31 protein-coding genes, 1 tRNA gene and 1 pseudogene are annotated in these 23,685 nt (G+C 21.4%); 26 read left to right on the top strand and 7 right to left on the bottom strand.

Annotation, left to right across the window (positions count from 1 at the left end):
* Positions 1 to 60: 60 nt before the first annotated feature.
* From RJT27_RS01850 to dnaB, 5 genes and pseudogenes are all read right to left on the bottom strand, one after another.
* A pseudogene (locus RJT27_RS01850) lies at positions 61 to 678 on the bottom strand (A/G-specific adenine glycosylase); the annotation flags it as partial.
* A 35-nt stretch (positions 679 to 713) separates the two neighbouring features.
* Positions 714 to 1,841, bottom strand: coding sequence for a radical SAM family heme chaperone HemW (gene hemW / locus RJT27_RS01845; RefSeq protein WP_343189430.1), 1,128 nt, complete (start codon positions 1,839 to 1,841; stop codon positions 714 to 716).
* A gap of 17 nt (positions 1,842 to 1,858) precedes the next feature.
* The gene (ruvX, locus tag RJT27_RS01840; RefSeq protein WP_343189429.1) at positions 1,859 to 2,275 is read right to left on the bottom strand and encodes a Holliday junction resolvase RuvX; all 417 of its coding nucleotides are present in this window, start codon (positions 2,273 to 2,275) and stop codon (positions 1,859 to 1,861) included.
* Positions 2,256 to 3,230, bottom strand: a complete 975-nt coding sequence (gene gshB / locus RJT27_RS01835; protein ID WP_343189428.1) for a glutathione synthase — start codon at positions 3,228 to 3,230, stop codon at positions 2,256 to 2,258. Before gshB ends, ruvX begins: the two co-directional genes overlap by 20 nt.
* An 89-nt stretch (positions 3,231 to 3,319) precedes the next feature.
* Entirely contained in the window at positions 3,320 to 4,711 is a 1,392-nt protein-coding gene (gene dnaB, locus RJT27_RS01830; protein WP_343189427.1) for a replicative DNA helicase, read from the bottom strand.
* 183 nt (positions 4,712 to 4,894) lie between these two features.
* Here dnaB and ssb point away from each other — a divergent pair, with 183 nt between their 5' ends.
* The 4 genes from ssb to deoD are packed head-to-tail and all read left to right on the top strand — an operon-like array spanning position 4,895 to position 8,002.
* Positions 4,895 to 5,377, top strand: a complete 483-nt coding sequence (gene ssb, locus RJT27_RS01825; RefSeq protein WP_343189426.1) for a single-stranded DNA-binding protein — start codon at positions 4,895 to 4,897, stop codon at positions 5,375 to 5,377.
* 41 nt (positions 5,378 to 5,418) lie between these two features.
* Positions 5,419 to 6,003, top strand: a complete 585-nt coding sequence (locus RJT27_RS01820) for a NifU family protein (protein ID WP_343189425.1) — start codon at positions 5,419 to 5,421, stop codon at positions 6,001 to 6,003.
* Between the two features lie 20 nt (positions 6,004 to 6,023).
* Positions 6,024 to 7,259, top strand: coding sequence for a phosphopentomutase (locus RJT27_RS01815; RefSeq protein WP_343189424.1), 1,236 nt, complete (start codon positions 6,024 to 6,026; stop codon positions 7,257 to 7,259).
* 41 nt (positions 7,260 to 7,300) lie between these two features.
* Positions 7,301 to 8,002, top strand: a complete 702-nt coding sequence (deoD, locus tag RJT27_RS01810) for a purine-nucleoside phosphorylase (RefSeq protein WP_343189423.1) — start codon at positions 7,301 to 7,303, stop codon at positions 8,000 to 8,002.
* A gap of 26 nt (positions 8,003 to 8,028) precedes the next feature.
* Here the strand turns inward: deoD and RJT27_RS01805 are convergent.
* Positions 8,029 to 8,113, bottom strand: a tRNA-Ser gene (locus RJT27_RS01805).
* Positions 8,114 to 8,389: 276 nt separating this feature from the next.
* Here RJT27_RS01805 and aroK point away from each other — a divergent pair.
* From aroK to trpS, 4 genes are all read left to right on the top strand, one after another.
* Positions 8,390 to 8,935: a shikimate kinase AroK gene (gene aroK / locus RJT27_RS01800; protein ID WP_343189422.1), complete on the top strand. Its 546-nt coding sequence runs from the start codon at positions 8,390 to 8,392 to the stop codon at positions 8,933 to 8,935.
* 5 nt (positions 8,936 to 8,940) lie between these two features.
* Entirely contained in the window at positions 8,941 to 10,023 is a 1,083-nt protein-coding gene (aroB, locus tag RJT27_RS01795) for a 3-dehydroquinate synthase (RefSeq protein WP_343189421.1), read from the top strand.
* 90 nt (positions 10,024 to 10,113) lie between these two features.
* The gene (rpe, locus tag RJT27_RS01790; RefSeq protein WP_343189420.1) at positions 10,114 to 10,794 is read left to right on the top strand and encodes a ribulose-phosphate 3-epimerase; all 681 of its coding nucleotides are present in this window, start codon (positions 10,114 to 10,116) and stop codon (positions 10,792 to 10,794) included.
* A 38-nt stretch (positions 10,795 to 10,832) separates the two neighbouring features.
* Positions 10,833 to 11,825, top strand: a complete 993-nt coding sequence (gene trpS, locus RJT27_RS01785) for a tryptophan--tRNA ligase (protein ID WP_343189419.1) — start codon at positions 10,833 to 10,835, stop codon at positions 11,823 to 11,825.
* A 3-nt stretch (positions 11,826 to 11,828) separates the two neighbouring features.
* Here trpS and tsgA read toward each other — a convergent pair whose 3' ends face one another.
* Positions 11,829 to 12,977, bottom strand: coding sequence for an MFS transporter TsgA (tsgA, locus tag RJT27_RS01780; RefSeq protein WP_343189418.1), 1,149 nt, complete (start codon positions 12,975 to 12,977; stop codon positions 11,829 to 11,831).
* Positions 12,978 to 13,126: 149 nt separating this feature from the next.
* Here tsgA and tusD point away from each other — a divergent pair, with 149 nt between their 5' ends.
* The 18 genes from tusD to rpsQ all read left to right on the top strand — a co-directional run bounded on the left by tusD (position 13,127) and on the right by rpsQ (position 23,666).
* Positions 13,127 to 13,498 carry a sulfurtransferase complex subunit TusD gene (tusD, locus tag RJT27_RS01775; protein WP_343189417.1) on the top strand — a complete coding sequence of 124 codons (372 nt, stop codon included), beginning with the start codon at positions 13,127 to 13,129 and terminating at the stop codon, positions 13,496 to 13,498.
* Positions 13,499 to 13,501: 3 nt separating this feature from the next.
* Positions 13,502 to 13,867 (top strand): sulfurtransferase complex subunit TusC, encoded by a 366-nt coding sequence (gene tusC, locus RJT27_RS01770; protein WP_343189416.1) that lies wholly within the window; start codon positions 13,502 to 13,504, stop codon positions 13,865 to 13,867.
* Between the two features lie 11 nt (positions 13,868 to 13,878).
* Positions 13,879 to 14,169 carry a sulfurtransferase complex subunit TusB gene (tusB, locus tag RJT27_RS01765; RefSeq protein WP_343189415.1) on the top strand — a complete coding sequence of 97 codons (291 nt, stop codon included), beginning with the start codon at positions 13,879 to 13,881 and terminating at the stop codon, positions 14,167 to 14,169.
* Between the two features lie 28 nt (positions 14,170 to 14,197).
* Positions 14,198 to 14,572, top strand: coding sequence for a 30S ribosomal protein S12 (gene rpsL / locus RJT27_RS01760; protein ID WP_343189414.1), 375 nt, complete (start codon positions 14,198 to 14,200; stop codon positions 14,570 to 14,572).
* A gap of 47 nt (positions 14,573 to 14,619) precedes the next feature.
* On the top strand, positions 14,620 to 15,090 hold the full coding sequence (gene rpsG / locus RJT27_RS01755) for a 30S ribosomal protein S7 (protein ID WP_343189413.1): 471 nt from the start codon (positions 14,620 to 14,622) through the stop codon (positions 15,088 to 15,090).
* Positions 15,091 to 15,122: 32 nt separating this feature from the next.
* A complete protein-coding gene (gene fusA, locus RJT27_RS01750; protein ID WP_343189412.1) occupies positions 15,123 to 17,237 on the top strand; it encodes an elongation factor G in 2,115 nt (704 codons plus the stop codon).
* 71 nt (positions 17,238 to 17,308) lie between these two features.
* Positions 17,309 to 18,493, top strand: coding sequence for an elongation factor Tu (tuf, locus tag RJT27_RS01745; protein WP_343189411.1), 1,185 nt, complete (start codon positions 17,309 to 17,311; stop codon positions 18,491 to 18,493).
* Between the two features lie 149 nt (positions 18,494 to 18,642).
* Positions 18,643 to 18,954: a 30S ribosomal protein S10 gene (gene rpsJ, locus RJT27_RS01740; protein ID WP_343189410.1), complete on the top strand. Its 312-nt coding sequence runs from the start codon at positions 18,643 to 18,645 to the stop codon at positions 18,952 to 18,954.
* A 45-nt stretch (positions 18,955 to 18,999) separates the two neighbouring features.
* The gene (gene rplC / locus RJT27_RS01735) at positions 19,000 to 19,641 is read left to right on the top strand and encodes a 50S ribosomal protein L3 (protein ID WP_343189409.1); all 642 of its coding nucleotides are present in this window, start codon (positions 19,000 to 19,002) and stop codon (positions 19,639 to 19,641) included.
* The gene (gene rplD, locus RJT27_RS01730) at positions 19,641 to 20,249 is read left to right on the top strand and encodes a 50S ribosomal protein L4 (protein ID WP_343189408.1); all 609 of its coding nucleotides are present in this window, start codon (positions 19,641 to 19,643) and stop codon (positions 20,247 to 20,249) included. Before rplC ends, rplD begins: the two co-directional genes overlap by 1 nt.
* Entirely contained in the window at positions 20,246 to 20,548 is a 303-nt protein-coding gene (gene rplW / locus RJT27_RS01725) for a 50S ribosomal protein L23 (protein WP_343189407.1), read from the top strand. Before rplD ends, rplW begins: the two co-directional genes overlap by 4 nt.
* Before the next feature lie 24 nt (positions 20,549 to 20,572).
* Positions 20,573 to 21,394 carry a 50S ribosomal protein L2 gene (gene rplB / locus RJT27_RS01720; RefSeq protein ID WP_343189406.1) on the top strand — a complete coding sequence of 274 codons (822 nt, stop codon included), beginning with the start codon at positions 20,573 to 20,575 and terminating at the stop codon, positions 21,392 to 21,394.
* 20 nt (positions 21,395 to 21,414) lie between these two features.
* Positions 21,415 to 21,705 carry a 30S ribosomal protein S19 gene (gene rpsS, locus RJT27_RS01715; protein WP_343189405.1) on the top strand — a complete coding sequence of 97 codons (291 nt, stop codon included), beginning with the start codon at positions 21,415 to 21,417 and terminating at the stop codon, positions 21,703 to 21,705.
* An 11-nt stretch (positions 21,706 to 21,716) separates the two neighbouring features.
* On the top strand, positions 21,717 to 22,058 hold the full coding sequence (rplV, locus tag RJT27_RS01710; RefSeq protein ID WP_343189404.1) for a 50S ribosomal protein L22: 342 nt from the start codon (positions 21,717 to 21,719) through the stop codon (positions 22,056 to 22,058).
* 23 nt (positions 22,059 to 22,081) lie between these two features.
* Entirely contained in the window at positions 22,082 to 22,783 is a 702-nt protein-coding gene (gene rpsC / locus RJT27_RS01705; RefSeq protein ID WP_343189640.1) for a 30S ribosomal protein S3, read from the top strand.
* Between the two features lie 16 nt (positions 22,784 to 22,799).
* Positions 22,800 to 23,213 (top strand): 50S ribosomal protein L16, encoded by a 414-nt coding sequence (rplP, locus tag RJT27_RS01700; protein ID WP_343189403.1) that lies wholly within the window; start codon positions 22,800 to 22,802, stop codon positions 23,211 to 23,213.
* Positions 23,210 to 23,413, top strand: coding sequence for a 50S ribosomal protein L29 (gene rpmC / locus RJT27_RS01695; protein ID WP_343189402.1), 204 nt, complete (start codon positions 23,210 to 23,212; stop codon positions 23,411 to 23,413). The genes rplP and rpmC overlap by 4 nt, the downstream gene beginning before the upstream one ends.
* Positions 23,403 to 23,666: a 30S ribosomal protein S17 gene (rpsQ, locus tag RJT27_RS01690; protein ID WP_343189401.1), complete on the top strand. Its 264-nt coding sequence runs from the start codon at positions 23,403 to 23,405 to the stop codon at positions 23,664 to 23,666. Before rpmC ends, rpsQ begins: the two co-directional genes overlap by 11 nt.
* The last annotated feature ends 19 nt before the right edge of the window (positions 23,667 to 23,685 follow it).

Below are 23,685 nucleotides of genomic sequence, written 5' to 3'. Positions count from 1 at the left end.
TAAAACCTTATTTATTTTTTTTTAAAGAAGAATTTATATATTTTTATTTTTGTAAGTTTTACATATTTTTTTTATAGGGCAATTGATACATTTTGGTTTTTTAAATGTACAAATTTTTGATCCAATATCCATCATTGCTTGATTAAATTTTCCAGTGTTATGTATTGGAGTTAATTTTTCTATAAGCTCCCAAAGTTTTTTTTCTTTTATTTTTTTTATTTTAAAATTATTAATTCTTATTAATATTCTTTTTATATTTGTATCTAAAATAGGAAAACTATAATCTAATGATAATGATAAAATAGCTCCTGCTGTTGTTTTTCCTATTCCTGGTAAATTTATTAAATCTATGAAATTTGTAGGAAATATTCCATTGTGTTTATTTTTTATAATTAATATTGTTTTATATATGTTTTTTGCTCTATTATAATATCCTAATCCTTTCCATATTTTTAAAATTTTATTTAAAGAAATTTTTGATAATTTTTCAAAATTTGGATATTTTTTTATAAATTTTTTATAATATGGAATAACAGTTTTAACTTTTGTTTGTTGTAACATTATTTCTGATATCCAAATATTATAAATATTTTTATTTTTTTTCCATGGTAATTTTTTTCTTCCAAATTTATGGTACCAATTTAATATTAATTGTGAAAATATTATTTTTTTAAACATATATACCTATTTTATTTTTTTTTTTTAAAAAAAAATTATAAAAATATTGATAATAATGTATTTAAAAATAAATGTCCTTTTTTTGTTATTTTTAAATATTTTTTTTTATGTATAATAAAACCAAGTTTAACTGCTTTTTTAATTTTTTTTTCTATTTTTTTAATATTTATATTTTTTTTTTTAAAAAAATTTTTATATTTTATATTATTAAATATTCTGAATTTATTCATAAAATATTCAAATGGTATTTTTTTATTTGATATTTTTTTTTTTTTAATAATATATTTTCCATTTAAATAATTAATAATATTTTTATTTTTTTGAATTCTTATAATATCTCCATTTTTTTTTGTTAATTTACTATGAGCTCCAGATCCAATTCCTAAATAATCTCCAAAGTTCCAATAGTTTAAATTATGTTTACATTTGTATTTTTTTTTTGAATATGATGATATTTCATATTGTTTGTATCCTTTTTTTTTTAATATATTTTTTCCTTGTTTAAATGTTTTTATTATTTTTTTATCATTCGGTAATTTTGGTGGATATTTATAAAAAAAAGTATTTGGTTCTATGCTTAATTGATACCAAGATATATGTTTAGGTTTAAAACTTATTGCTTTTTTTATATCTAATAATGCATTTTTTTTACTTTGAAATGGAAGACCATACATTAAATCAAAATTTATATTTATTTTTTTTATTGATTTAATAATTTTAATAGAATTGATTAATTCTTTTTTTTTATAGTTTCTTCCTAATTTTTTTAATATTTTATTATTAAATGTTTGTATTCCTAAAGAAATTCTATTAATTCCATATTTTTTAAGTTTTATTATTTTGTTTATTTCAATGGTTTTTGGATTTGATTCTATTGTTATTTCTGCTTTTTTAGTTATTTTTATTCTTTTTTTAATTTCTTTTATTAATATTTTTATTGATTTTGTTTTTAATAAAGTTGGTGTTCCTCCTCCTATAAAAATTGTGTTTATGTATCTTTTAGATATTAAAGGGATATCATTTTCTAAATCTTTTATAATATTTTTTATATATTTTTTTTCTAATTTTTTATTTATAATTATAGAATGAAAATCACAATAAAAACATTTTTTTTCACACCATGGAATATGAATATATAAACTTAATTTTGGTAGAGAATTCATATTTATTTCTCTTTTTTTTATAATATATTATATTTTTTTTTAAACCAACTTTCTAAAATAAAAACTGCTGCAATTGAATCAATATCATTTTTTAAATATTTTTTTTTTTTTTTTTTAAGTAAATAAGATTTAGCTAATTTAGTAGTTAATATTTCATTGTGTAATATAATTTTTATATTATATTTTTTTTTTATTTTTTTTGCGAAATTTTTTGTTATTATTGTAATATTTTGTTTTTTACCTTTTAATGTTAATGGTAAACCTATTATAATTTTTTTTGGTTTCCATTCATTAATTAATTTTGATATTTTTATCCATTTAATTTTATTATTTTTAAATGTTATTTTTTTTAATGGTCTTGCTGTTTTGGTTATTTTTTGACCTATAGCTACTCCTATTTTTTTTGTTCCGTAATCAAATGCTAATATTATCATATTTTTTTTTTTTTATTTTTTTTTCTATCATTTTTATTATTATTTTTGTTATAGAAATTTTAGTATATTTTTGTATTTCGCATATTCCAGTTGGACTGGTTATATTTATTTCAGTAAGTTTATTTCCAATTATATCAATTCCAACAATTAATAAACCTAATTTTTTTAATTTAGGAGCTATGTATTTTGAAATTTTTAAGTCATTTTTATTTATTTTTTCTATTTTTCCTTCCCCACCTACTGCTAAATTTCCTCTATGTTCACCTTTTTTTGGAATTCTTGATAAACACCATGGTATAATTTTACCATTTATTATTATTATTCTTTTATCTCCCATTTTAATTTCAGGTAAATAACGTTGAATCATACAATAAACAGTTTCATATTTTGTCATATTTTCAATAATTACAGAATAATTATTATCATTTTTTTTTATTCTAAAAATTGACCTTCCTCCCATTCCATTTAATGGTTTGATAATTATATCTTTATGAATATTAAAAAATTTTTTTATTTTTGAATATTTTTTTGTTACTAATGTATCAGTTATTATTTTTTTAAAATGTAAAGAAAATATTTTTTCATTATAATTTCTTAAGTTTTTTGGTTTATTAATTATTAAAACACCTTTTTTTTCTGCAATTTCAAGAATATATGTTGAATAAATATAATTCATATTAAATGGAGGATCTTTTCTCATTAATATTACATGTAATTTTGTTAAAATTATATCTTTTTTTTTTTTTAATATAAACCATTTTTTTTTTTTTATATTTAATTTTATTTTTTGTATTTCAGCATAAGATTTATTATTTTTTATAAATAAGTTATCAATGTTTATATAATAAATTTTATGTTTTCTTTTTTGTGCTTCGTTTAGTATTGCAATACTTGAATCTTTTTTTATATTTATTTTTTTTAAGGAATCCATTACAATTCCGATTTTTAATTTCATATTTTTTTTTTTAAATAAAGTATTATTTTTTTTTTATTATATTTTAATATTTTTTTTTTTAAAAAATAATATAATTTTATATTTTTTTATTAATAATTTTTATTGTTTTTTAAATAATTATCAAATCTTGATAAATTTCCGTTAAAAGTTAATTTGATAGTTCCAATTGGACCATTTCTTTGTTTTCCTATAATAATTTCTGCAATTCCTTTTAAATCACTTTCTTCATTATATAATTCATCTCTGTAAATGAACATTATAAGATCAGCATCTTGTTCTAAAGATCCTGATTCTCTTAAATCTGAATTTACTGGTCTTTTATCAGATCTTTGTTCTAAGGATCTATTTAATTGAGATAATGCTATTATAGGAATTTCTAATTCTTTTGATAAAGCTTTTAAAGTTCTAGAAATTTCTGCTATTTCTAATGTTCTATTATCTGATAATGAAGGGATTTTTATTAATTGTAAATAATCAATCATAATTACACTAAGTCCGTTATGTTCTCTGTAAATTTTTCTTGCTCTTGACCTTATTTCATTAGGAGTTAATACAGAAGAATCATCAATGTAAATATTTTTTTTTTTTAATAAAATATTTATGGTACTAGATATTCTAGACCAATCTTCATGATTTAGTTGACCATTTCTGATATTTGATTGATTTACTCTTGATAATGATGATAACATTCTCATCATAATTTGTTCTCCTGGCATTTCTAGACTAAATATTAAAATTGGTTTTTTGTATATCATTGCTATATTTTCACATAAATTCATTGCAAAAGTTGTTTTTCCCATTGAAGGTCTTGCTGCAATAATTATTAATTCGGAATTTTGTAATCCTGAGGTTTTTTTATTTAAATCGTGATAACCAGTATTAATTCCTGTTATTCCATTATTAGGATTGTTAAATAATTTTTCTATAGTAGATATAGTAGAATCTAATATTTGTGAAATGTTTTTTGGTCCTTTATTTTTTTTATATCTTTTTTCTGATATTTCAAATATTTTTGATTCGGCATAATCTAATAATTCATCACTTTTTTTTCCTTTTGGGTTATAACTAATATTTAAAATTTTATTAGATGTATTTATTATTTCTCTAATGATTGATTTTTCTTTAATAATATCAGCATATGATGAAATATTAATTGTGCTAGGAGTATTTTTTGATAATTCTGCTAAGTATGCAAATTTTCCAACGTTTTTTAATTCATTTTTTTGTTCTAATGATTCAGATAATGTAATTAAATCTATTGGGTTTCCAATTTCTATTAATTTTTTCATTTCTTTAAATATTTTTTGATGTTGTATACTAAAAAAATCATTTATTACTATTTTCTCTGTTATTTTGTCCCATTTTTTATTATCAAGCATTAAACCTCCTAATATAGATTTTTCTGCTTCTATTGAGTGTGGTAAATTTTTTATATTTTTTTTTTTGTAATATTTTTTATATATTATTTTTTTTTTTTTCATATGAAACCATTAAAATTATTTTTTTAAAAAAAGTATTAATGTTTTTTTAACAAAATAAAAAATTATTTTTAAATAATTAATATTATGTTTTTATTTTATATTAATTATTATAAATTAATTAATATGTTTAATTTTATGTTTATTATATAAAATTTAAAATTATTTTATTAGAGAGTATATATTATGGCTAGTAAAGGTATTAATAAAGTTATTTTAATTGGAAATTTAGGTCAAGATCCAGAAATTCGTTATATGTCTAATGGTAATGCTATAGTGAATATTTCTTTAGCGACTTCAGATACATGGAGAGATAAAAATACTGGAGAAATGAAAGAAAAAACAGAATGGCATCGTGTTGTATTATTTGGTAAATTAGCTGAAATAGCGAGTGATTATTTAAAAAAAGGTTCGCAAGTATATATTGAAGGTTCTTTACAAACAAGAAAGTGGAAAGATCAAAATGGAATAGATAGATATACTACAGAAGTAGTAGTGAATATTGGAGGAACTATGCAAATGTTAGGTAATAAAAATTCTAATAGTTCTTTAAATTTATCACAATCTCGTAAAAATAAAAAAAATAAAAAAAAATATCATGTAAAAAAAAAAAAAAATAAAGAAAAAAATTTTTTAGATGAAGAATTTGATGAAGATATTCCTTTTTAATTTTTTTTTTATTTTATTTTATTTTTTTTTGGTAAATAAATATGATTAATATATCTAAATCAGCTCAAAAATATTTAAAAGAGTTATTATTAAAACAAAATAAAAAAACTGGAATTCGTATTTTTATTATTAATTATAATATTAAAAAAGTTAAATGTGGGATGTCATATTGTTTTAAAGAAGATATTGATGAATTTGATATAATTGTAAAATATTTTTTTTTTAATGTGTATGTTAATAAAGTTGAAATGAAATATTTAAAAAATACTATAATAGATTTATCTTTAAATGATTTAGGGATAAATTTAATTATTTCTCCTCCTTTATTAAAATCAAAAATTTTTAAAAAAAATAATATATTAGAAAAAAAATTAATTAATTATTTAGATACTGTAATTAATCCAAATTTAATTTTACATAAAGGTAAAGTTTCTTTAAAAAATATTAATAAAAAAAAATATGCTTTGTTAATTTTTAGTGGTGGATGTAATGGATGTTCAATGATTAATAAAACTTTAAAAGATAATATTGAAAAAAAGATTATTGAAAAATTTTCAACAATAAAAGGGGTAATTGATGTAACTAAACATATTAAAGGAAAGCATTCTTATTCTTATTTTTTTTAAATATTTTTAAAGTAGGTAAAATGAAAAGAGTTTTTATATTGCTTTTAGATTCTTTAGGGATAGGATCTAGTGAAGATTCTGATCAATTTGGAGATAAAGGTTCTGATACTTTAGGAAATATAGCAAAATTTTGTTTTTTTAAAAGAAAAATTTTAAATAAAAAAAAAATAATAAAAATACCAAATTTATTAAAATTAGGTTTATCTTGTGCTTCAAAATTTTCTACTGGGAAATTTCCTTTAGGATGTGATATAAAATTTAATGATGTTATTTCTAGTTATGCTTATGCAAGTTCTATATCTACTAGTAAAGATACATTAACGGGACATTGGGAGATAGTTGGTCTTCCAATATTATTTAAATGGGATTATTTTAAAAAAAAAAAAAATAGTATTCCAAAATTTATTTTAGATGAAATTAATTCTAAATTTAGTTTTAATGGATGGTTAGGAAATTGTCGATCTTCTGGAACTTTTATTTTAAATGAATTTGGTAATGAACATATTTTTACTAAAAAACCTATTATTTATACTTCTTCTGATTCTGTTGTTCAAATTGCATGTGATGAAAAAAGTTTTGGTTTAAGAAAATTATATAATTTAGGAAAAATTACACGTTTAATTTTAGATAGAAATAAATATAAAATTTCTAGAGTTATTATTAGACCGTTTATTAAAGATAATTTAGGAAATTTTTTAAGAACTTCGAATAGGTTTGATTTTTGTATTCCTCCTTATGGTAAAACTGTTTTAGAGAAGTTAATTGATGAAAAAAATGGTAAAGTTATTGCTATAGGAAAAGTTTCAGATATTTTTTCTAATGTTGGAATTACAGAAACTATTAAAATTTCAGGGTTATCTAATTTATTAGATGTTACAATTGATTCTATAAAAAATAATTTTTTAAAAAATGTTATTATTTTTACTAATTTTGTTGATTTTGATTCTTTATGGGGACATAGAAGAGATGTTGTTGGTTATGCTAATGGTTTAGAATATTTTGATAAACGAATTCCAGAAATATTAAATGTAATGAGAAAAGATGATTTATTAATAATTACTTCTGATCATGGTTGTGATCCAACTTGGAAAGGAACAGATCATACTAGAGAAAATATTCCTATTTTGTTATATAAAAAAAATATTAAATCTATTTTTTTGGGACATAGAAAAACTTTTTCTGATATTGGGCAAACTATTGCATCATATTTTTCTTTATCTAATATGTTATATGGAAAAAATATGTTATTAATATAAATTATTTTATTTTTTTATAATTTTGAGTTTTTATTTATAAAATGTCTACTATTCATATTAATGCTTGTAAAAATGATTTTTCTGATAAAGTGATAATTTCAGGTGATCCTAAAAGAGTTAAATATATTGCTAAAAAATATTTAAAAAATGTTATTAAAATTAATGAAATTAGATTTATTTTAGGATATACTGGATATTATAAAAATAAAAAAATTTCTATTATGAGTCATGGTATTGGAATTCCTTCTTGTTTATTATATGTTCAAGAATTAATTCAATATTATAATGTAAAGAAAATTATTAGAATAGGAACTTGTGGAACAATTAATAAAAAAATTAATTTGAATGATATTGTAATTAGTATGGGTGCTTGTACAAATTCTAATATTAATAGATTACGTTTTAATAATTATGATTTTTCTGCTATTGCAGATTTTGAATTATTATACAAAGCTAAAAAATTTTCAAAAAAATTAAGTATTGATGTTTTTATAGGTAATTTTTTTACTAGTGATTTTTTTTATGAACCAAATAATGATGTTTATGATTTTATGCGTAAATTTAATATTTTAGCTATAGATATGGAAACAGTTGCTTTGTATAGTATAGCATTAGAAATGAAAGTAAAAGCTTTGTCTATTTGTATGGTTTCTGATAATATATTAAATAATAAAAAAATATCAATTAATGATAGAATAATATGTTCTAATAAATTAATTAAATTAGCATTAGAAATAATTTAATAAATTAATTTATATTTTATTTTTTTTGGCGAGGAAGGGATTCGAACCCTTGATACGTTTCCGTATGCATGCTTTCCAAGCATGTCCCTTAAACCTCTCGGGCACCTCACCAAAAAAAAAAAATAATTTATATTGATATTTATTTTTTTTTTGATAAAATTATATTGTTTTATTAATAAATATTATATTATTTCATTTTAATGTCAAATATTTATTAAAATGTATTTTATAATTAAATAATTTTATATTTTAAAATTATTTAAAATATTTATTCGGATTTAATTTTAAGTATATTAGATATATTTAGTTAAATTTTTTTCTTTATTCCAGTATTTTTTTTTACTGGGTAATATTAATTTTATTATTGTAAAATATATAAAAAAAAAAATGGTAGAAAAGCGAAATATTTTTTTAATTGGCCCTATGGGGGCAGGAAAAAGTACTATTGGAAAACAGTTGTCTATACAACTTAATATGGAGTTTTATGATTCTGATCGCGAGATAGAAAAAAGAACTGGAGCTGATATTGGATGGGTTTTTGATGTAGAAGGAGAATCTGGGTTTAGAAAAAGAGAAAAAAAAATTATTGATGAATTAACACAAAAAAAAGGAATTATATTGGCTACTGGAGGAGGATCTATACTTTCTAATACTATAAGTAAATTTTTATCTTCTAGAGGAATAGTAATATATTTAAAAACTACAATTTCTAAACAAATTTTACGTACTCAAAAGGATAAAAGAAGACCATTATTACAAGTTAATAATGTATCTTTAAGAGAAGTTTTAGAAAATTTAAAAAAAATAAGAAAACCTTTATATAAGAAAATTTCTGATATAACGTTAAGTACTGATGAACAAAGTGTTAAGTCTGTTGTTTTTAAAATTATAAAATTATTGGAAAAAAATAATTTTTTTTTTAATAAAAGGTAAATATAGTGAAAAAAATTGATGTAAATTTAAATGATAGAAGTTATTCAATTTTTATTGGTTCTAATATTTTTATTAAAAAAAATATTTTTAATAAATTAAAATTTGGTAAAAAAGTTTTATTAATTACTAATTTTTTTTTATTTAATTTATATAAAAAAAAAATTTTAAAATTATTAAATTTTTTAAATATAAAAGTTGATAAAATTATTATAAAAGATAATGAAAAATTTAAAAGTTTTAAAACAGTAAAGTTAATAATTAAAAAATTATTAAAAAAAAAACATACCAGAGAAACTACTTTAATTTCTTTAGGGGGGGGGGTTATAGGAGATATCACTGGTTTTGTTGCATCTATTTATCAAAGAGGGGTAAAATTTATTCAAATTCCTACAACTTTACTTTCGCAAGTGGATGCTTCAATTGGAGGAAAAACAGGAATAAATCATAAATTCGGAAAAAATATGATTGGAACGTTTTGGCAACCTATTTCTGTGTGGATAGATTTAAATATATTAAAAACTTTACCTAAAAAACAATTAATTTCTGGATTAGCTGAAGTTATAAAATATGCAATTATTTTTGATAAGAAATTTTTTAAATGGTTAGAAAATAATATTTTAAATATTTTAAAGTTAAAAAAGAAATATTTAATGTATTGTATTAAAAAATGTTGTAAACTAAAATCTAGTATTATTTCTTCAGATGAATTTGATTATGGAAATAGAGCATTATTGAATTTTGGTCATACTTTTGGTCATGCAATTGAATCATATTTTAATTATGAAAAATGGTTACATGGAGAAGCTGTTTCTTTAGGAATGGTTGTTGCTTCTTATATTTCTGAATTTTTAGGTTATTTAAAACATAGTTCTGTGAATAGAATTATAAATTTATTAAAAAAAGTTGGATTGCCAGTAAATTTACCTAAAGATGTTTCTTATTTTTCATATTTTCCATATATTATTCGTGATAAAAAAAATACAAATGGAATAGTAAAATTTATATTACCTTTATCTTTAGGAAAAGCAAAAATATTTAATAATATTAATAAAAATATTATTATTGCAGCAATAAAAAAATGTAAATAAGTTTTTATGATTTAATAATTTTTAAAATTTTATTATAATTAATTAATATAATATTATTTTAAAAATTTTAAAATAATAATTGGGAAAAAAATGAATAAAATTTTATTGGCTCCTTCAATTTTATCTGCAAATTTTGCATGTTTAGGAAAAGATATTAATAAAGTTTTATCTGCTGGAGCTGATTTAATTCATTTTGATGTTATGGATAATCATTATGTTGATAATTTAACTATTGGACCAATGGTTTTAAAATCATTAAGAGATTATAATATTACTGCTCCTATAGATGTTCATATTATGGCAAAACCTGTTAATTCTTTAATACCTAAATTTGCAAAAGCTGGAGCTAATTTTATTACTATTCATCCTGAATCAACAGAACATATTGATTATACTTTACAATTAATTAGAGATTGTGGTTGTAAAGCAGGATTAGCTTTAAATCCATCCACACCAATAAATTTTTTAGAATATGTTATGGATAAATTAGATTTAATATTATTAATGTCAGTGAATCCTGGTTTTGGTGGTCAAAGTTTTATTCCATCTACATTAAATAAATTAAAAATTGTTAAAAAAAAAATTTCAAAAGGTAATTATGATATTTTTTTAGAAGTAGATGGGGGTATTAATATTGATAATATAAATGATGTTATTTTATCTGGAGCTAATATTTTAGTTATGGGTTCTGCTATTTTTAATAATATTAATGTTTATGATATTGTTAAAAAAATTAAATTAAAATTAAATAATTTTTATAAGAATATTTGATAATTTTATATTATTTAAAACCATAGTTGGTATTATTTATGAAAAAAAAATCTGTTGTTTTTAGTGCTATAAGACCTTCTGGTGATTTAACCATTGGAAATTATATTGGTGTTATTAAGAAATGGATTGAATTACAAAATAATTATAATTGTTTATATTGTATTGCAGATTTACATGCGTTAAATAATAGTAAAGATATATTTTTAAATAATTGTACTTTAGATACTTTATCTATATATTTAGCTGCAGGTATTGATCCTAATAAAAGTATTATTTTTAAACAATCAGATGTTTATGAGCATACACAATTACAATGGATTTTAAATTATTTTACTAATGTTTCAGAATTGATGAGAATGACTCAATTTAAAAGTAAAATAACGGAAGGGTATAAAGTTGGTAGTAGTTTGTTAAATTATCCATTATTAATGGCTTCAGATATCATTTTATATAATACTAATATTGTTCCGATAGGAAAAGATCAAATTCAACATCTTGAATTTACAAGGAATATAGTTACTCGTTTTAATAAAATTTATGGATCTATTTTTACTTTACCTAATTTTTTAACATTAAAATATGGTTCTAAAATTATGTCATTATTAGAACCATGTAAAAAAATGTCTAAATCAGATATTAATAAAAATAATGTAATATTTTTGTTGGACAATTTAAATTGTGTTGTTGATAAAATAAAAAGATCTGTTACTGATTCTGATAATCCTTCTTTTATTTATTATGATAAAAAAAAAAAACCAGGTATATCTAATTTGTTAGTTATTTTTTCTGAATTAACTAATAAAAATATTATTACTTTAGAAAATTTTTTTTTTAAAAAAAAATATAGTTTTTTAAAAGAAAGATTATCTGATGTTGTTTTAAAATTTTTAATAAAATTACAAAAAAAATATTGGATGTATAGAAAAAATGAATCTTATTTAATAAATATATTAAATAAAGGAGCTTTAAAAGCAAAATTAATAGCTAAAAAAACTTTATATAAAGTTTATAAAGCGATTAATATTTTTTAAAATTTATTTTTTTTTAAAATATATAAGTAATAGTATTAAGTTAAATACAATAAAATATATTATATTTGAAAATATTAAAGAATTATGAATTCCGTATTTTTTTACTATTGGAGAAGATATTATAAAGGTTAATAAAGTTCCTATTGTACCAAATAATAACATTAAATTAATTAATTTTGGTGATGGTTTTTTTGTTTCTAAAGAAATTAATGTAATTAAACTAGTATAGATAGCACTTGAAAAAAAACCTAATTTTATTATTATTATTTTTAATAATTGATAATTTTTAATGTTATTAAATAAAAAAATTAATATAGTTGAAATAAAAAGTAAAATTGAAATTAATTTTTTAATTTCAATTTTTTTAATTATTAAACTAAAAAACCACATTCCTATCATATAACTTGTCCAAAATAAACTTATTATTTTACTAGCTTGTAAAATGTTTAAATTTAAATTATTAGTAATATATGATGGTATCCATGAAATAAAACTTAATTGTCCTAATATATATAATAAAGCTGAAAAAAATAATAAAATTATATTTTTATTTATTTTTATTTTTTTTTTTTTATTTTTTTGTTTTTTATATATTGGAAATTTTATGAAATTAGATAATATAAATATTTTAATATAAATAATATTAATAATTATATAAATATAATACCATGAGTAGTTTTTTTTTAATAAAAATGTATAAATTAAAGGAAAAATTATTCCAGCTATACTAAAAAAAGAATCTGTTATTAATAACATTGAATTTCTTTGATATTTTTTATATAAATTAGTTATTAAAAAAGTTCCAATAGACATTATCATTCCACTGATTACACCAAAAATAAATATTATAAAAGAAAATATTATTATATTTTTACAATAATATAATATTATTAAAGAAAATATATTTAAAATAAAACTAATAGTGATTTGTTGTTTTATTTTTATTTTTTTTATACTCCAATAATTTATAATAATTCCTATTAAAATTCCAAAATTTAAAAAAGTAAATATGTTGCTGATTTCAGATATGGAATAATGAAAATATTTTGCAATTTGATTCATTATTATACCTGTTACAACTACTAATGATCCAATATAAAAATAAGATAGAAAACTTATAATTGTTATTCCTATTTTGTTAAATTTTTTCATGATAAAACCTTTATTTTTTTTTATAAAATTATTTTTAAATATTTTACTTTATTTTATTTTATTATTTATAGTATTATTAAATATAAAAATATTTATTTTTTTTTTTAAAAAATTTTTTTTTAAATTTATTTTATTTGATTAGGTTTTTAATGAAATATTTAATTATTGTTACAGGTCCTCCTTACGGAACTCAAAATTCTAATACTAGTTTTTTATTTTCTAAATCGGTTATTAAATTGGGGCATATATTGTATAGTATTTTTTTTCATTTTGATGGTGTTTTAAATGCAAATAATTTAATTTCTCCTAATAATGATGAATTTAATATTTTACAAGCTTGGAAAGATTTATATGTTAATTATAATGTTAAACTTAATTTATGTTATAGCGCAGCTATGAGAAGAGGGGTTATTAAAAATATTAAAAAAAAATATTCTAATATAAGTAGTTGTTTTAAATTAACTGGATTAATGAAATTAGGTTTTTGTATTAATAAATGTGATAGAGTAATTCAATTTTAAAATATGAATAAAAAATCTATAGCTTTAATATTTTCTTATGCTCCTCATGGAAATAGTTATGGTAGAGAAACGCTAGATCTTGTTTTATCAATTTCTGTTTGTACAAAAATATCTTTATTTTTTTTAGATGATGGTATTTTTCAATTATTTATTAATCAAAATCCTAAATATATATTATCTAAAAATTATGTTAATGCTTTTAAGATATTATTTTCTTTATATAAAATTAATAATTTTTATTGTTGTTTAGATTCTTTAAAAGAAAGAGGTTTAAATAAAAATTTTAATTATTTAATTAATGTTATTTTTTTAAATAATTTTTTTTTAAAAAAAAAAATAAAATTTCATGATCATATTTTAAAATTTTAAGGGGTTTAAATTTGTTACATATTCTTATGAATTCTCCTTTTAAAAATAATAATATCAATAGATTTTCTAAAATGATTGATTTTTTTGATGATTTTTTAGCTATTCAAGATGGTGTTATTATTTCTTTAAAAAATAATTATTTTATTAAATTAATTAAATCATTAACAAAAAATTTATATGTATTAGAAGAAGATTTATTAGCTAGAGGATTTAGAAAGAATATTTCTAGTATTTTTTTTGTTATTAATTATGAACAATTTGTTTTTTTAACTGTTAAGAACAAAAAACAAATTAGTTGGTAATATTATTTTATATTTTTGAGGTAAATATATGTCTACAGTAAATCAATTAGTTAGAAAATCTCGTTTAAGAAAATTTATAAAAACTAATGTTCCAGCTTTAAATAATTGTCCTCAAAAAAGAGGTGTTTGTATACGTGTTTATACTACTACTCCTAAAAAACCTAATTCTGCTTTACGTAAAGTTTGTAGAGTTCGTTTAACTAATGGTTATGAAGTTACTTCTTATATAGGAGGAGAAGGTCATAATTTACAAGAACATTCTGTAATTTTAATTAGAGGTGGTCGTGTTAAAGATTTACCAGGTGTTAGATATCATGTAATAAGAGGAGCTTTAGATTGTGCTGGTGTTAAGAAACGTAATCAAGGTCGTTCTAAATATGGAGTAAAAAAAAGTAAAAAATAGTTTTTTTTTATTTAAATAATTATATTTTTTTTATTGGGGTTTGATATATGCCTAGAAGAAGAGTTATTACTTCACGAAAAATATTACCAGATCCAAAATTTTCTTCAGATCTTTTAGCTAAATTTATTAATATATTAATGGTTCATGGTAAAAAATCTATTTCTGAATTTATTATATATTCTGCTTTAAATTTTTTATCAAAAAAATTAAAAAAAAAAGAGTTAGAAGTTTTTGAATTAGCGTTGGAAAATGTAAGACCTGTTGTAGAAGTAAAATCTAGAAGAGTTGGTGGTTCTACTTATCAAGTACCAGTTGAAGTTCGTCCTGTTAGAAGAAATACTTTAGCGATGAGATGGATTATAGAAGCTGCTAGAAAAAGATTGGATAAATCTATGGTTTTACGTTTACAAAATGAATTATTAGATTCTATAGAAAATAAAGGAAATGCTGTTCGAAAAAAAGAAGAATTACATAGAATGGCTGAAGCTAATAAGGCTTTTGCGCATTATCGTTGGTAATTTATTATAAAATTTTATAAAAGAGAATTTTTATGAGTAGAATTACTCCTATTAAAAATTATAGAAATATTGGAATTAGTGCACATATTGATGCTGGAAAAACTACTACTACTGAAAGAATTTTATTTTATACAGGAGTAAATCATAAAATTGGTGAAGTACATGATGGAGCTGCAACTATGGATTGGATGGAACAAGAACAAGAAAGAGGGATTACTATAACTTCTGCAGCTACAACTACTTTTTGGTCAGGAATGGCAAAACAGTTTTCTAATCATAGAATTAATATTATTGATACTCCAGGTCATGTTGATTTTACAATAGAAGTAGAAAGATCTATGCGTGTTTTAGATGGTGTTGTTATGATATATTGTGCTGTTGGTGGAGTACAACCACAATCTGAAACAGTTTGGAGGCAAGCTAATAAATATAAAATTCCTAGAATAGGTTTTATTAATAAAATGGATAGAACTGGTGCAAATTATTTTAAAGTTCTTGATCAAATTAAAAATCGTTTAGGAATTAATCCTGTTCCAATACATTTAGCAATTGGATCAGAAGAAAATTTTGTTGGAATAATTGATTTAATTAAAATGAAAGCTATTAGTTGGAATGATAATGATAAAGGAGTAACTTTTAAATATAAAAAAATTCCTGAAAATTTAAAAAAAATAGCTTATAAATGGAATCAAAATTTAATTGAAAATGCTGTAGAAAATAATGAATCTTTAATGAATAAATATTTAAATGGTGAAAATTTAAAAGAAAAAGAAATTAAAGATTCATTAAGAAAAAGATCTTTAAATAATGAAATTATTTTAATAACATGTGGTTCAGCTTTTAAAAATAAAGGAGTACAAACATTATTAGATGCAATAATTGAATATCTACCTTCCCCTGTTGATATAAATTCTATTGCTGGTGTATCTGATAATAATATTAAAAAAGTGTTTAGAAATCCTAATGATAAAGAGTATTTTTCTGCTTTAGCTTTTAAAGTTTCTTCTGATCCTTTTGTTGGAAATTTGACTTTTTTTAGAGTTTATTCTGGTATAGTAAAATCTGGAGATACTGTTTTAAATGCTTCAAAATTACAAAAAGAAAGATTTGGTAGAATTGTTCAAATGCATGCTAATAAAAGAGATGAAATAAATGAAGTAAGAGCTGGTGATATTGCAGCAGCTATAGGTTTAAAAAATGTTACTACTGGAGATACTCTTTGTGATTTGAATCATTCTATTATTTTAGAAAAAATGGATTTTCCAGAACCTGTAATTTCTATTTCTGTTGAACCAAAAACAAAAGTAGATCAAGAAAAAATGGGTTTTTCTTTAGGAAAATTAGCTAAAGAAGATCCTTCTTTTCGAGTTTGGACAGATAAAGAATCTAATCAAACTATTATTGCTGGAATGGGGGAATTACATTTAGAAATTATTATTGATAGAATGAAAAGAGAATTTAATATTGATGCTAATATAGGAAAACCTCAGGTTGCATATAGAGAAACTATTAGTTCTTCAATTAAAAATATTGAAGGTAAATATATTAAGCAATCAGGAGGAAGGGGACAATATGGTCATGTTGTTATTGATTTATTTCCTTTAAATGATAATAATAAAAATTATGAGTTTATTAATGATATTAAAGGTGGAGTAATACCAGGAGAATATATTTCTTCTATTGATAAAGGAATACAGGAACAATTAAATTGTGGTCCTTTAGCTGGTTATCCAGTGGTAAATGTTGGTGTTAGATTACATTATGGTTCTTATCATGATGTTGATTCTTCTGAATTGGCTTTTAAAATGGCGTCTTCTATAGCATTTAGAAATGCTTTTAAAAAATCTAATCCGATACTTTTAGAACCTATTATGAAAGTTGAAATTGAAACTCCAGAAGAATATATGGGTGATGTGATAGGAGATTTAAATCGAAGAAGAGGAATTATAGAAGGAATGAATAATGATAATGGAAATTTATTTAATAAAATTGTTTATGCTAATATTCCATTATCTGAAATGTTTGGTTATGCTACAGATTTACGCTCAAAAACACAAGGAAGAGCTTCTTATACAATGGAATTTTTAAAATATTTAGAAACTCCAAAAAATATTTCTAAAAATATTTTAAAATTAGAACATGTTTAATAATTACAATTATTTTATTTTTTTAAATATTATAAATATATATATTTTATTATAAGGGTTAAATAAAAATTATGTCTAAAAAAAAATTTGAACGTTCTAAAGTACATATTAATGTTGGAACAATTGGTCATGTTGATCATGGAAAAACAACTTTAACAGCTGCAATAACTACTGTTTTATCAAAAAAATATGGTGGTTTAGCTAAAGCTTTTGATCAAATAGATAATGCTCCTGAAGAAAAAGCTAGAGGTATTACAATTAATACTTCACATGTTGAATATGATACTTTAATTAGGCATTATGCTCATGTTGATTGTCCAGGACATGCTGATTATATTAAGAATATGATTACTGGAGCAGCTCAAATGGATGGTGCTATTTTAGTTGTTGCTGCTACTGATGGTCCGATGCCTCAAACTAGAGAACATATTTTATTAGCTCGTCAGGTTGGTGTTCCTTATATTGTAGTTTTTTTAAATAAATGTGATATGGTTGATGATGAAGAATTATTAGAATTAGTAGAAATGGAAGTTCGTGATTTATTAACTCAATATGATTTTCCAGGTGATACTACTCCTATTATAAGAGGATCTGCTTTAAAAGCTTTAGAAGGTGATGTTAAATGGGTAGAAAAAATTTTTGAATTATCTGATTTTTTAGATAAATATATTCCTAATCCAAAAAGAGTAATTAATGAACCATTTTTATTACCGATAGAAGATGTTTTTTCTATTTCAGGAAGAGGAACTGTTGTTACTGGAAGAGTAGAAAAAGGTATTATAAAAGTTGGAGAAGAAGTAGAGATTGTTGGAATTAAAGAAACTATTAAAACTACTTGTACTGGTGTTGAAATGTTTAGAAAATTATTAGATGAAGGAAGAGCTGGTGAAAATGTTGGTGTTTTATTACGAGGAACAAAAAGAGAAGAAATAGAAAGAGGACAAGTTTTATCTAAACCTGGTGCTATTCTTCCTCATATGAAATTTGAAGCTGAAGTTTATATTTTATCTAAAGAAGAAGGTGGTAGACATACTCCATTTTTTAAGGGATATAGACCTCAATTTTATTTTAGAACAACAGATGTTACTGGTTTTATTGAGGTTCCAGAAGGAATAGAAATGGTTATGCCTGGTGATAACATTAAAATGTTTGTTACATTGATTTATCCTATTGCTATGGATAATGGTTTACGTTTTGCTATTCGAGAAGGTGGAAAAACAGTCGGTGCTGGAATAGTTACTAAAGTGATAAGTTAGTAATTATTTTTATATTTTAATATATTAAATAAATTTTTTCATGTATTTTATTAATATTTTATATTATATTAATGAATTTTTACTTTAATAAATTTTTTATTAAGTTAAAATTATTTTATAAATTTTATATAATTTGGAGTTTTTGGTTAATGCAAAACCAAAGAATTAGAATACGTCTTAAAGCTTTTGATCATAGATTAATTGATCAATCTACTTTAGAAATTGTTGAGACTGCAAAAAGAACTGGAGCAAAAGTTAATGGTCCTATTCCTTTACCTACTAAAAAAGAAAGATTTACTATTTTAGTTTCTCCTCATGTTAATAAAGATGCTAGGGATCAATATGAAATTCGTACACATAAAAGGTTAATTGATATTATTAAATCTACTGAAAAAACTGTTGATGCTTTAATGCGTTTAGACCTTGCTGCTGGAGTGGATGTGCAAATAAGTTTAGATTAATTTTAATAAGGATTTTAAATATTATATAAAGGAGAAAATTTTTATATGGTTGGTTTGATTGGTAAAAAAATAGGAATGACTCGTTTTTTTATGGATAGTGGAAGATCTATTGGAGTAACAGTAATTTTTTTTCAAAATCATTATATTACTCAAATGAAAAATATTAGTAATGATGGTTATAATGCTATACAATTAACTACTGGTTTTAAAAAAAAAAAAAAAATAAAAAAAACAGAAATAGGTCATTTTTTAAAATCTGGTGTAAAAGTTGGTAATGGTTTGTGGGAATTTCGTTATATAAAAAATGATAATTATTTTTTAGGAAAAAAAATTGATATTAATATTTTTAAAAAAATTAAAAGTGTTAATGTAACTGGTTTTTCTAAAGGAAAAGGTTTTTCTGGTACTGTGAAAAGATGGAATTTTAGCATGCAAGATGCTACTCATGGTAATTCTTTATCACATAGAGCTCCTGGATCTATTGGGCAAAATCAAACTCCAGGAAGAGTATTTAAAGGTAAAAAAATGGCAGGACAATTAGGTAATAAGCGTATAACTATAAAAAATTTAAATATTATAAAAATAGATTTTTTAAGAAATTTATTATTAGTTAAAGGTTCTGTTCCTGGGTGTAAAGGATCTTTTGTTATTGTTAAGCCCGTAATAAATATTTTAGGGGTTATATAATGAAATTATTTTTAAAGGATTCATCTAAAAAATTTATACATGTTTCAGATTCTGTTTTTAATTATGTTTTTAATCAAACGTTAATTCATCAACTTATTGTTTCTTATAAATGTTGTATGAGGAAAGGTACAAAAGCGCAAAAAAGTCGTTCGCAGGTTTCTGGTTCAGGAAAAAAACCATGGCGTCAAAAAGGAACTGGTAGAGCTAGAGTTGGTTCTATCAGAAGTCCTATTTGGCGTTCTGGTGGTGTAACATTTGCTGCAAGTTATAAAAAATATACTAAAAAAGTAAATAAAAAAATGTATAGGGGAGCTATTAAAAGTATTTTTTCGGAATTAATACGTCAAAATAGAATATTTTTATTTAAAGATTTTTATATTGATTTTCCTAAAACTAAATTATTGATAAATAAGTTGAATAATTTTAATGTTAAAAATGTAGTAATTTTGACTGTTAAATTTGATAAAAATATTTTTTTAGCTGCAAGAAATTTGTATAAAGTTAATGTTTTTGATATTTATTCTATTAATCCTTTAAGTTTAATTAATTGTGAAAAAGTTATTATTACAGTAAAAGCTATAAAAAAAATTGAGGAAATGTTAATATGATTAATAATAATTATATTTTTAAGGTGTTATTATCTCCTTATTTTTCTGAAAAATCTAATATTCTTATTAAAAAACGTAATGTTATAGTGTTAAAGGTTATGGTTTCTGCAAATAAAATTGATATTAAAAAAGCTGTAAAAAAATTATTTAATGTACAAGTAAAAAGTGTTAATACAGTGTTAATGAAAGGTAAAAAAAAAAAAAATAATAAAAATGTTATTTTTAAAAAAAGTTGGAAAAAGGCTTATGTTACTTTAAAAGAAGGTCATAATTTAAATTTTATTAATAATAAAGAATAAAGTTTTATATTAAAGGAAATAACTATGGTTATTTTAAAGTGTAATCCTACTTCTTCTGGAAGAAGGCATCTTGTAAAAGTAGTTAACCCTATTTTGCATAAAGGAAAACCTTTTAAAAAATTATTATATAAAAAAAATAAAACTGGTGGAAGAAATAATTTAGGTAGAATTACTACTAGGCATATTGGAGGCGGTCATAAAAAAGTATTTAGAAAAATTGATTTTAAGCGTTTAAAAGATGGAATTCCTGCTGTGGTAGAGCGTTTAGAATATGATCCTAATAGAACAGCAAATATTATTTTAATTTTATATAAAGATGGATTAAGAAATTATATTTTATCTCCTAAGAATATTAAAGTAGGAGATGTTGTTATTTCTGGTAAAAATTCTCCTATTAATATAGGAAATGCATTACCTATGATGTTTATTCCTTTAGGTACTATTTTGCATAATATAGAAATGAAACCTGGAAAAGGAGGACAATTAGCTAGATCTGCAGGGAGTTATGCACAGTTAATTTCTAAAGATAATTTTTATGTTTCTTTGCGTTTGCGATCTGGAGAAATAAGAAAAGTTTTATCTTCTTGTAGAGGAACTATTGGAGAAGTTGGAAATTCTGAATATATGTTAAGATCTTTAGGAAAAGCTGGTGCTTCTCGTTGGAGAGGGATTAGACCAACAGTTCGCGGTACTGCAATGAATCCTGTTGATCATCCTCATGGTGGTGGTGAAGGAAGAAATTTTGGTAAACATCCAGTAACTCCTTGGGGATTGCAAACAAAAGGTAAAAAAACTAGAAATAATAAAAGAACACAAAAATTTATTATTCGTAATCGTACTAAATAATTTTTTTTTTTGGAGGTTTTATGCCGCGTTCATTAAAAAAAGGTCCTTTTGTAGATTTTAGTCTTTTTAAAAAAATAGAAAAATCTTTAAAGAATAATGATAAAAAAATATTAAGAACTTGGTCTCGTCGTTCAACTATTATACCTAATATGATTGGTTTAACTATTTCAGTACATAATGGTAGAAAACATATACCTGTTTATATTACAGAAGATATGGTAGGTCATAAATTAGGGGAATTTTCTATAACTAGGACTTTTAAAGGTCATTCTGCTGATAGAAAAATAAAAAAAAATGTGGATAAAAAATAAGGATCATTTTTATGGTAGAAATAATAGCAAAGTGTTTTAAAATAAAATCTTCTGTTCAAAAATTAAGATTGGTAGTAAATTTAATAAAAGGGAAAAAAGTTTTATTTGCTTTGGATTTTTTAAATAATAGTTCAAAAAAATCTTCTTTTTTAATAAAAAAATTATTACATTCAGTTATTGCAAATGCAGAACATAATAATAATATTAATAATTTAAGTGATTTAATTATTAAAAATATTTTTGTTGATCAAGGACCTACTAGTAAAAGAATGATGCCTAGAGCTAAAGGAAGAGCAGATCGTATTTTAAAAAGAACTAGTAAAATTACTATTATAGTTTCTAATGTTTTATAGTAATATTTTTTTTGGAGAATGTTATGGGTCAAAAAGTACATCCTAATGGAATTAGATTAGGAATAATTAAATCTTGGAATTCTGTTTGGTTTTCTAATACTAAAGATTTTTCTCGTAATCTTTATGGGGATTTTAAAGTAAGATCTTTTTTAATTAAAAAATTATTTAAAGCTTCAATTTCTAAAATTATAATAGAAAGACCATCTAAAATTATTCGTGTTACAATACATACTGCTAGACCAGGTATTGTTATAGGAAAAAAGGGAGAAGATGTTGAAAAATTAAGAGCTATAATATCTAAAATATCTGGAGTTCCTGCTCAAATTAATATATCTGAAATAAGAAGACCGGAATTAGATGCTAAATTAGTAGCTGATAATATTAAAGTTCAATTAGAACGACGTGTTATGTTTAGAAGAGCTATGAAAAGATCTGTTCAAAATGCTATGCGTCAAGGAGCTAAAGGAATTAAAATAGAAGTTAGTGGAAGGTTAGGGGGAGTAGAAATTGCTAGAACAGAGTGGTATAGAGAAGGAAGAGTTCCTTTACATACTTTTAGAGCGGATATTGAATATAATACTTCTGAAGCTCATACAACTTTTGGTTTAATTGGTATAAAAGTTTGGATTTTTAAAGGAGAGATTTTAGGTGGTATGAAAATTATTAAAAATAAAGAAAATAATTTTACATATCCTAAAAAAAATAATAGATATATTCGAAAATAAAAAAAGGGTTATATTTATGTTGCAACCTAAAAAAACAAAATTTAGAAAAATGCATAAAGGAAGAAATAGAGGATTAGTATTTAATGATATTATTATTTTTGGAACTTTTGGTTTAAAAGCTGTTACCAGAGGAAGATTAACAGCTAGACAAATAGAATCTGCTAGAAGAGTTATTACTAGATCTATTAAAAGGGTTGGGAAAATTTGGATAAGAGTTTTTCCAGATAAGCCTATTACTAAAAAACCTTTAGAAGTTAGAATGGGTAAAGGAAAAGGAAATGTTGAATATTGGGTTTCTTTAGTGCAACCTGGAAAAATATTATATGAAATTAGTGGTGTTTCTGAGGAGATTTCTAAACTTGCTTTAAAATTAGCTTCAGATAAATTACCAATTAAAACAATATTTGTTAATAAGATGAAAGCATTATGAATATAAAAAAGTTAAGAAAAAAAAAAAATTCTTTTTTAAATATTTATTTATTAAAATTATTTAAAGAACAATTTAATTTAAGAATGCAATTAGGTTCTGGAAAATTAAAACAATTGCATTTATTAAGAAAAGTTCGTCGTAATATTGCAAGAATAAAAACTATTATTACAGAAAATAAGAAAAATAATTATGAAAAATAAAACTATTTTAATTGGTAATGTTTTAAATAATAAAATGCAAAAATCAGCAACTGTAGTAATTAAAAGATTTGTTAAACATCCTATTTATGGAAAGTATATAAAAAAAACTACAAAATTACATATACATGATGAAAAAAATGTTTGTTCGATAGGGGATCTTGTAGAAATTTCTTCTTGCAGACCAATATCAAAAACTAAATCTTGGAAATTATTACGTATAATTAAAAAATCTATTTTTTTATATAATAAATAATTTTAATTTTTTTTTTAAA

Origin of the sequence: Buchnera aphidicola (Greenidea ficicola), from assembly GCF_039386055.1 — a bacterium.
In the GTDB taxonomy this organism is placed as follows: domain Bacteria; phylum Pseudomonadota; class Gammaproteobacteria; order Enterobacterales; family Enterobacteriaceae; genus Buchnera_K; species Buchnera_K aphidicola_A.
Note: the sequence above shows the minus strand (reverse complement) of the source record. Positions and strands in the feature narration are given on the sequence as shown.

What these genes read in the sequence shown, in the direction of transcription:
- rpsQ (WP_343189401.1), top strand. Translation starts at nt 23,403, where the DNA reads ATGAAAAATAAAACTATTTTAATTGGTAATGTTTTAAATAATAAAATG.
- rplB (WP_343189406.1), top strand. Translation starts at nt 20,573, where the DNA reads ATGGTTATTTTAAAGTGTAATCCTACTTCTTCTGGAAGAAGGCATCTT.
- rplW (WP_343189407.1), top strand. Translation starts at nt 20,246, where the DNA reads ATGATTAATAATAATTATATTTTTAAGGTGTTATTATCTCCTTATTTT.
- rpsS (WP_343189405.1), top strand. Translation starts at nt 21,415, where the DNA reads ATGCCGCGTTCATTAAAAAAAGGTCCTTTTGTAGATTTTAGTCTTTTT.
- hemW (WP_343189430.1), bottom strand. Translation starts at nt 1,841, where the DNA reads ATGAATTCTCTACCAAAATTAAGTTTATATATTCATATTCCATGGTGT.
- rpsG (WP_343189413.1), top strand. Translation starts at nt 14,620, where the DNA reads ATGCCTAGAAGAAGAGTTATTACTTCACGAAAAATATTACCAGATCCA.
- aroK (WP_343189422.1), top strand. Translation starts at nt 8,390, where the DNA reads ATGGTAGAAAAGCGAAATATTTTTTTAATTGGCCCTATGGGGGCAGGA.
- tuf (WP_343189411.1), top strand. Translation starts at nt 17,309, where the DNA reads ATGTCTAAAAAAAAATTTGAACGTTCTAAAGTACATATTAATGTTGGA.
- rpsJ (WP_343189410.1), top strand. Translation starts at nt 18,643, where the DNA reads ATGCAAAACCAAAGAATTAGAATACGTCTTAAAGCTTTTGATCATAGA.
- trpS (WP_343189419.1), top strand. Translation starts at nt 10,833, where the DNA reads ATGAAAAAAAAATCTGTTGTTTTTAGTGCTATAAGACCTTCTGGTGAT.
- tusC (WP_343189416.1), top strand. Translation starts at nt 13,502, where the DNA reads ATGAATAAAAAATCTATAGCTTTAATATTTTCTTATGCTCCTCATGGA.
- rpmC (WP_343189402.1), top strand. Translation starts at nt 23,210, where the DNA reads ATGAATATAAAAAAGTTAAGAAAAAAAAAAAATTCTTTTTTAAATATT.
- gshB (WP_343189428.1), bottom strand. Translation starts at nt 3,230, where the DNA reads ATGAAATTAAAAATCGGAATTGTAATGGATTCCTTAAAAAAAATAAAT.
- ruvX (WP_343189429.1), bottom strand. Translation starts at nt 2,275, where the DNA reads ATGATAATATTAGCATTTGATTACGGAACAAAAAAAATAGGAGTAGCT.
- rpe (WP_343189420.1), top strand. Translation starts at nt 10,114, where the DNA reads ATGAATAAAATTTTATTGGCTCCTTCAATTTTATCTGCAAATTTTGCA.
- rpsC (WP_343189640.1), top strand. Translation starts at nt 22,082, where the DNA reads ATGGGTCAAAAAGTACATCCTAATGGAATTAGATTAGGAATAATTAAA.
- tusD (WP_343189417.1), top strand. Translation starts at nt 13,127, where the DNA reads ATGAAATATTTAATTATTGTTACAGGTCCTCCTTACGGAACTCAAAAT.
- fusA (WP_343189412.1), top strand. Translation starts at nt 15,123, where the DNA reads ATGAGTAGAATTACTCCTATTAAAAATTATAGAAATATTGGAATTAGT.
- RJT27_RS01820 (WP_343189425.1), top strand. Translation starts at nt 5,419, where the DNA reads ATGATTAATATATCTAAATCAGCTCAAAAATATTTAAAAGAGTTATTA.
- rpsL (WP_343189414.1), top strand. Translation starts at nt 14,198, where the DNA reads ATGTCTACAGTAAATCAATTAGTTAGAAAATCTCGTTTAAGAAAATTT.
- rplC (WP_343189409.1), top strand. Translation starts at nt 19,000, where the DNA reads ATGGTTGGTTTGATTGGTAAAAAAATAGGAATGACTCGTTTTTTTATG.
- ssb (WP_343189426.1), top strand. Translation starts at nt 4,895, where the DNA reads ATGGCTAGTAAAGGTATTAATAAAGTTATTTTAATTGGAAATTTAGGT.
- rplV (WP_343189404.1), top strand. Translation starts at nt 21,717, where the DNA reads ATGGTAGAAATAATAGCAAAGTGTTTTAAAATAAAATCTTCTGTTCAA.
- deoD (WP_343189423.1), top strand. Translation starts at nt 7,301, where the DNA reads ATGTCTACTATTCATATTAATGCTTGTAAAAATGATTTTTCTGATAAA.
- rplP (WP_343189403.1), top strand. Translation starts at nt 22,800, where the DNA reads ATGTTGCAACCTAAAAAAACAAAATTTAGAAAAATGCATAAAGGAAGA.
- rplD (WP_343189408.1), top strand. Translation starts at nt 19,641, where the DNA reads ATGAAATTATTTTTAAAGGATTCATCTAAAAAATTTATACATGTTTCA.
- dnaB (WP_343189427.1), bottom strand. Translation starts at nt 4,711, where the DNA reads ATGAAAAAAAAAAAAATAATATATAAAAAATATTACAAAAAAAAAAAT.
- RJT27_RS01815 (WP_343189424.1), top strand. Translation starts at nt 6,024, where the DNA reads ATGAAAAGAGTTTTTATATTGCTTTTAGATTCTTTAGGGATAGGATCT.
- tsgA (WP_343189418.1), bottom strand. Translation starts at nt 12,977, where the DNA reads ATGAAAAAATTTAACAAAATAGGAATAACAATTATAAGTTTTCTATCT.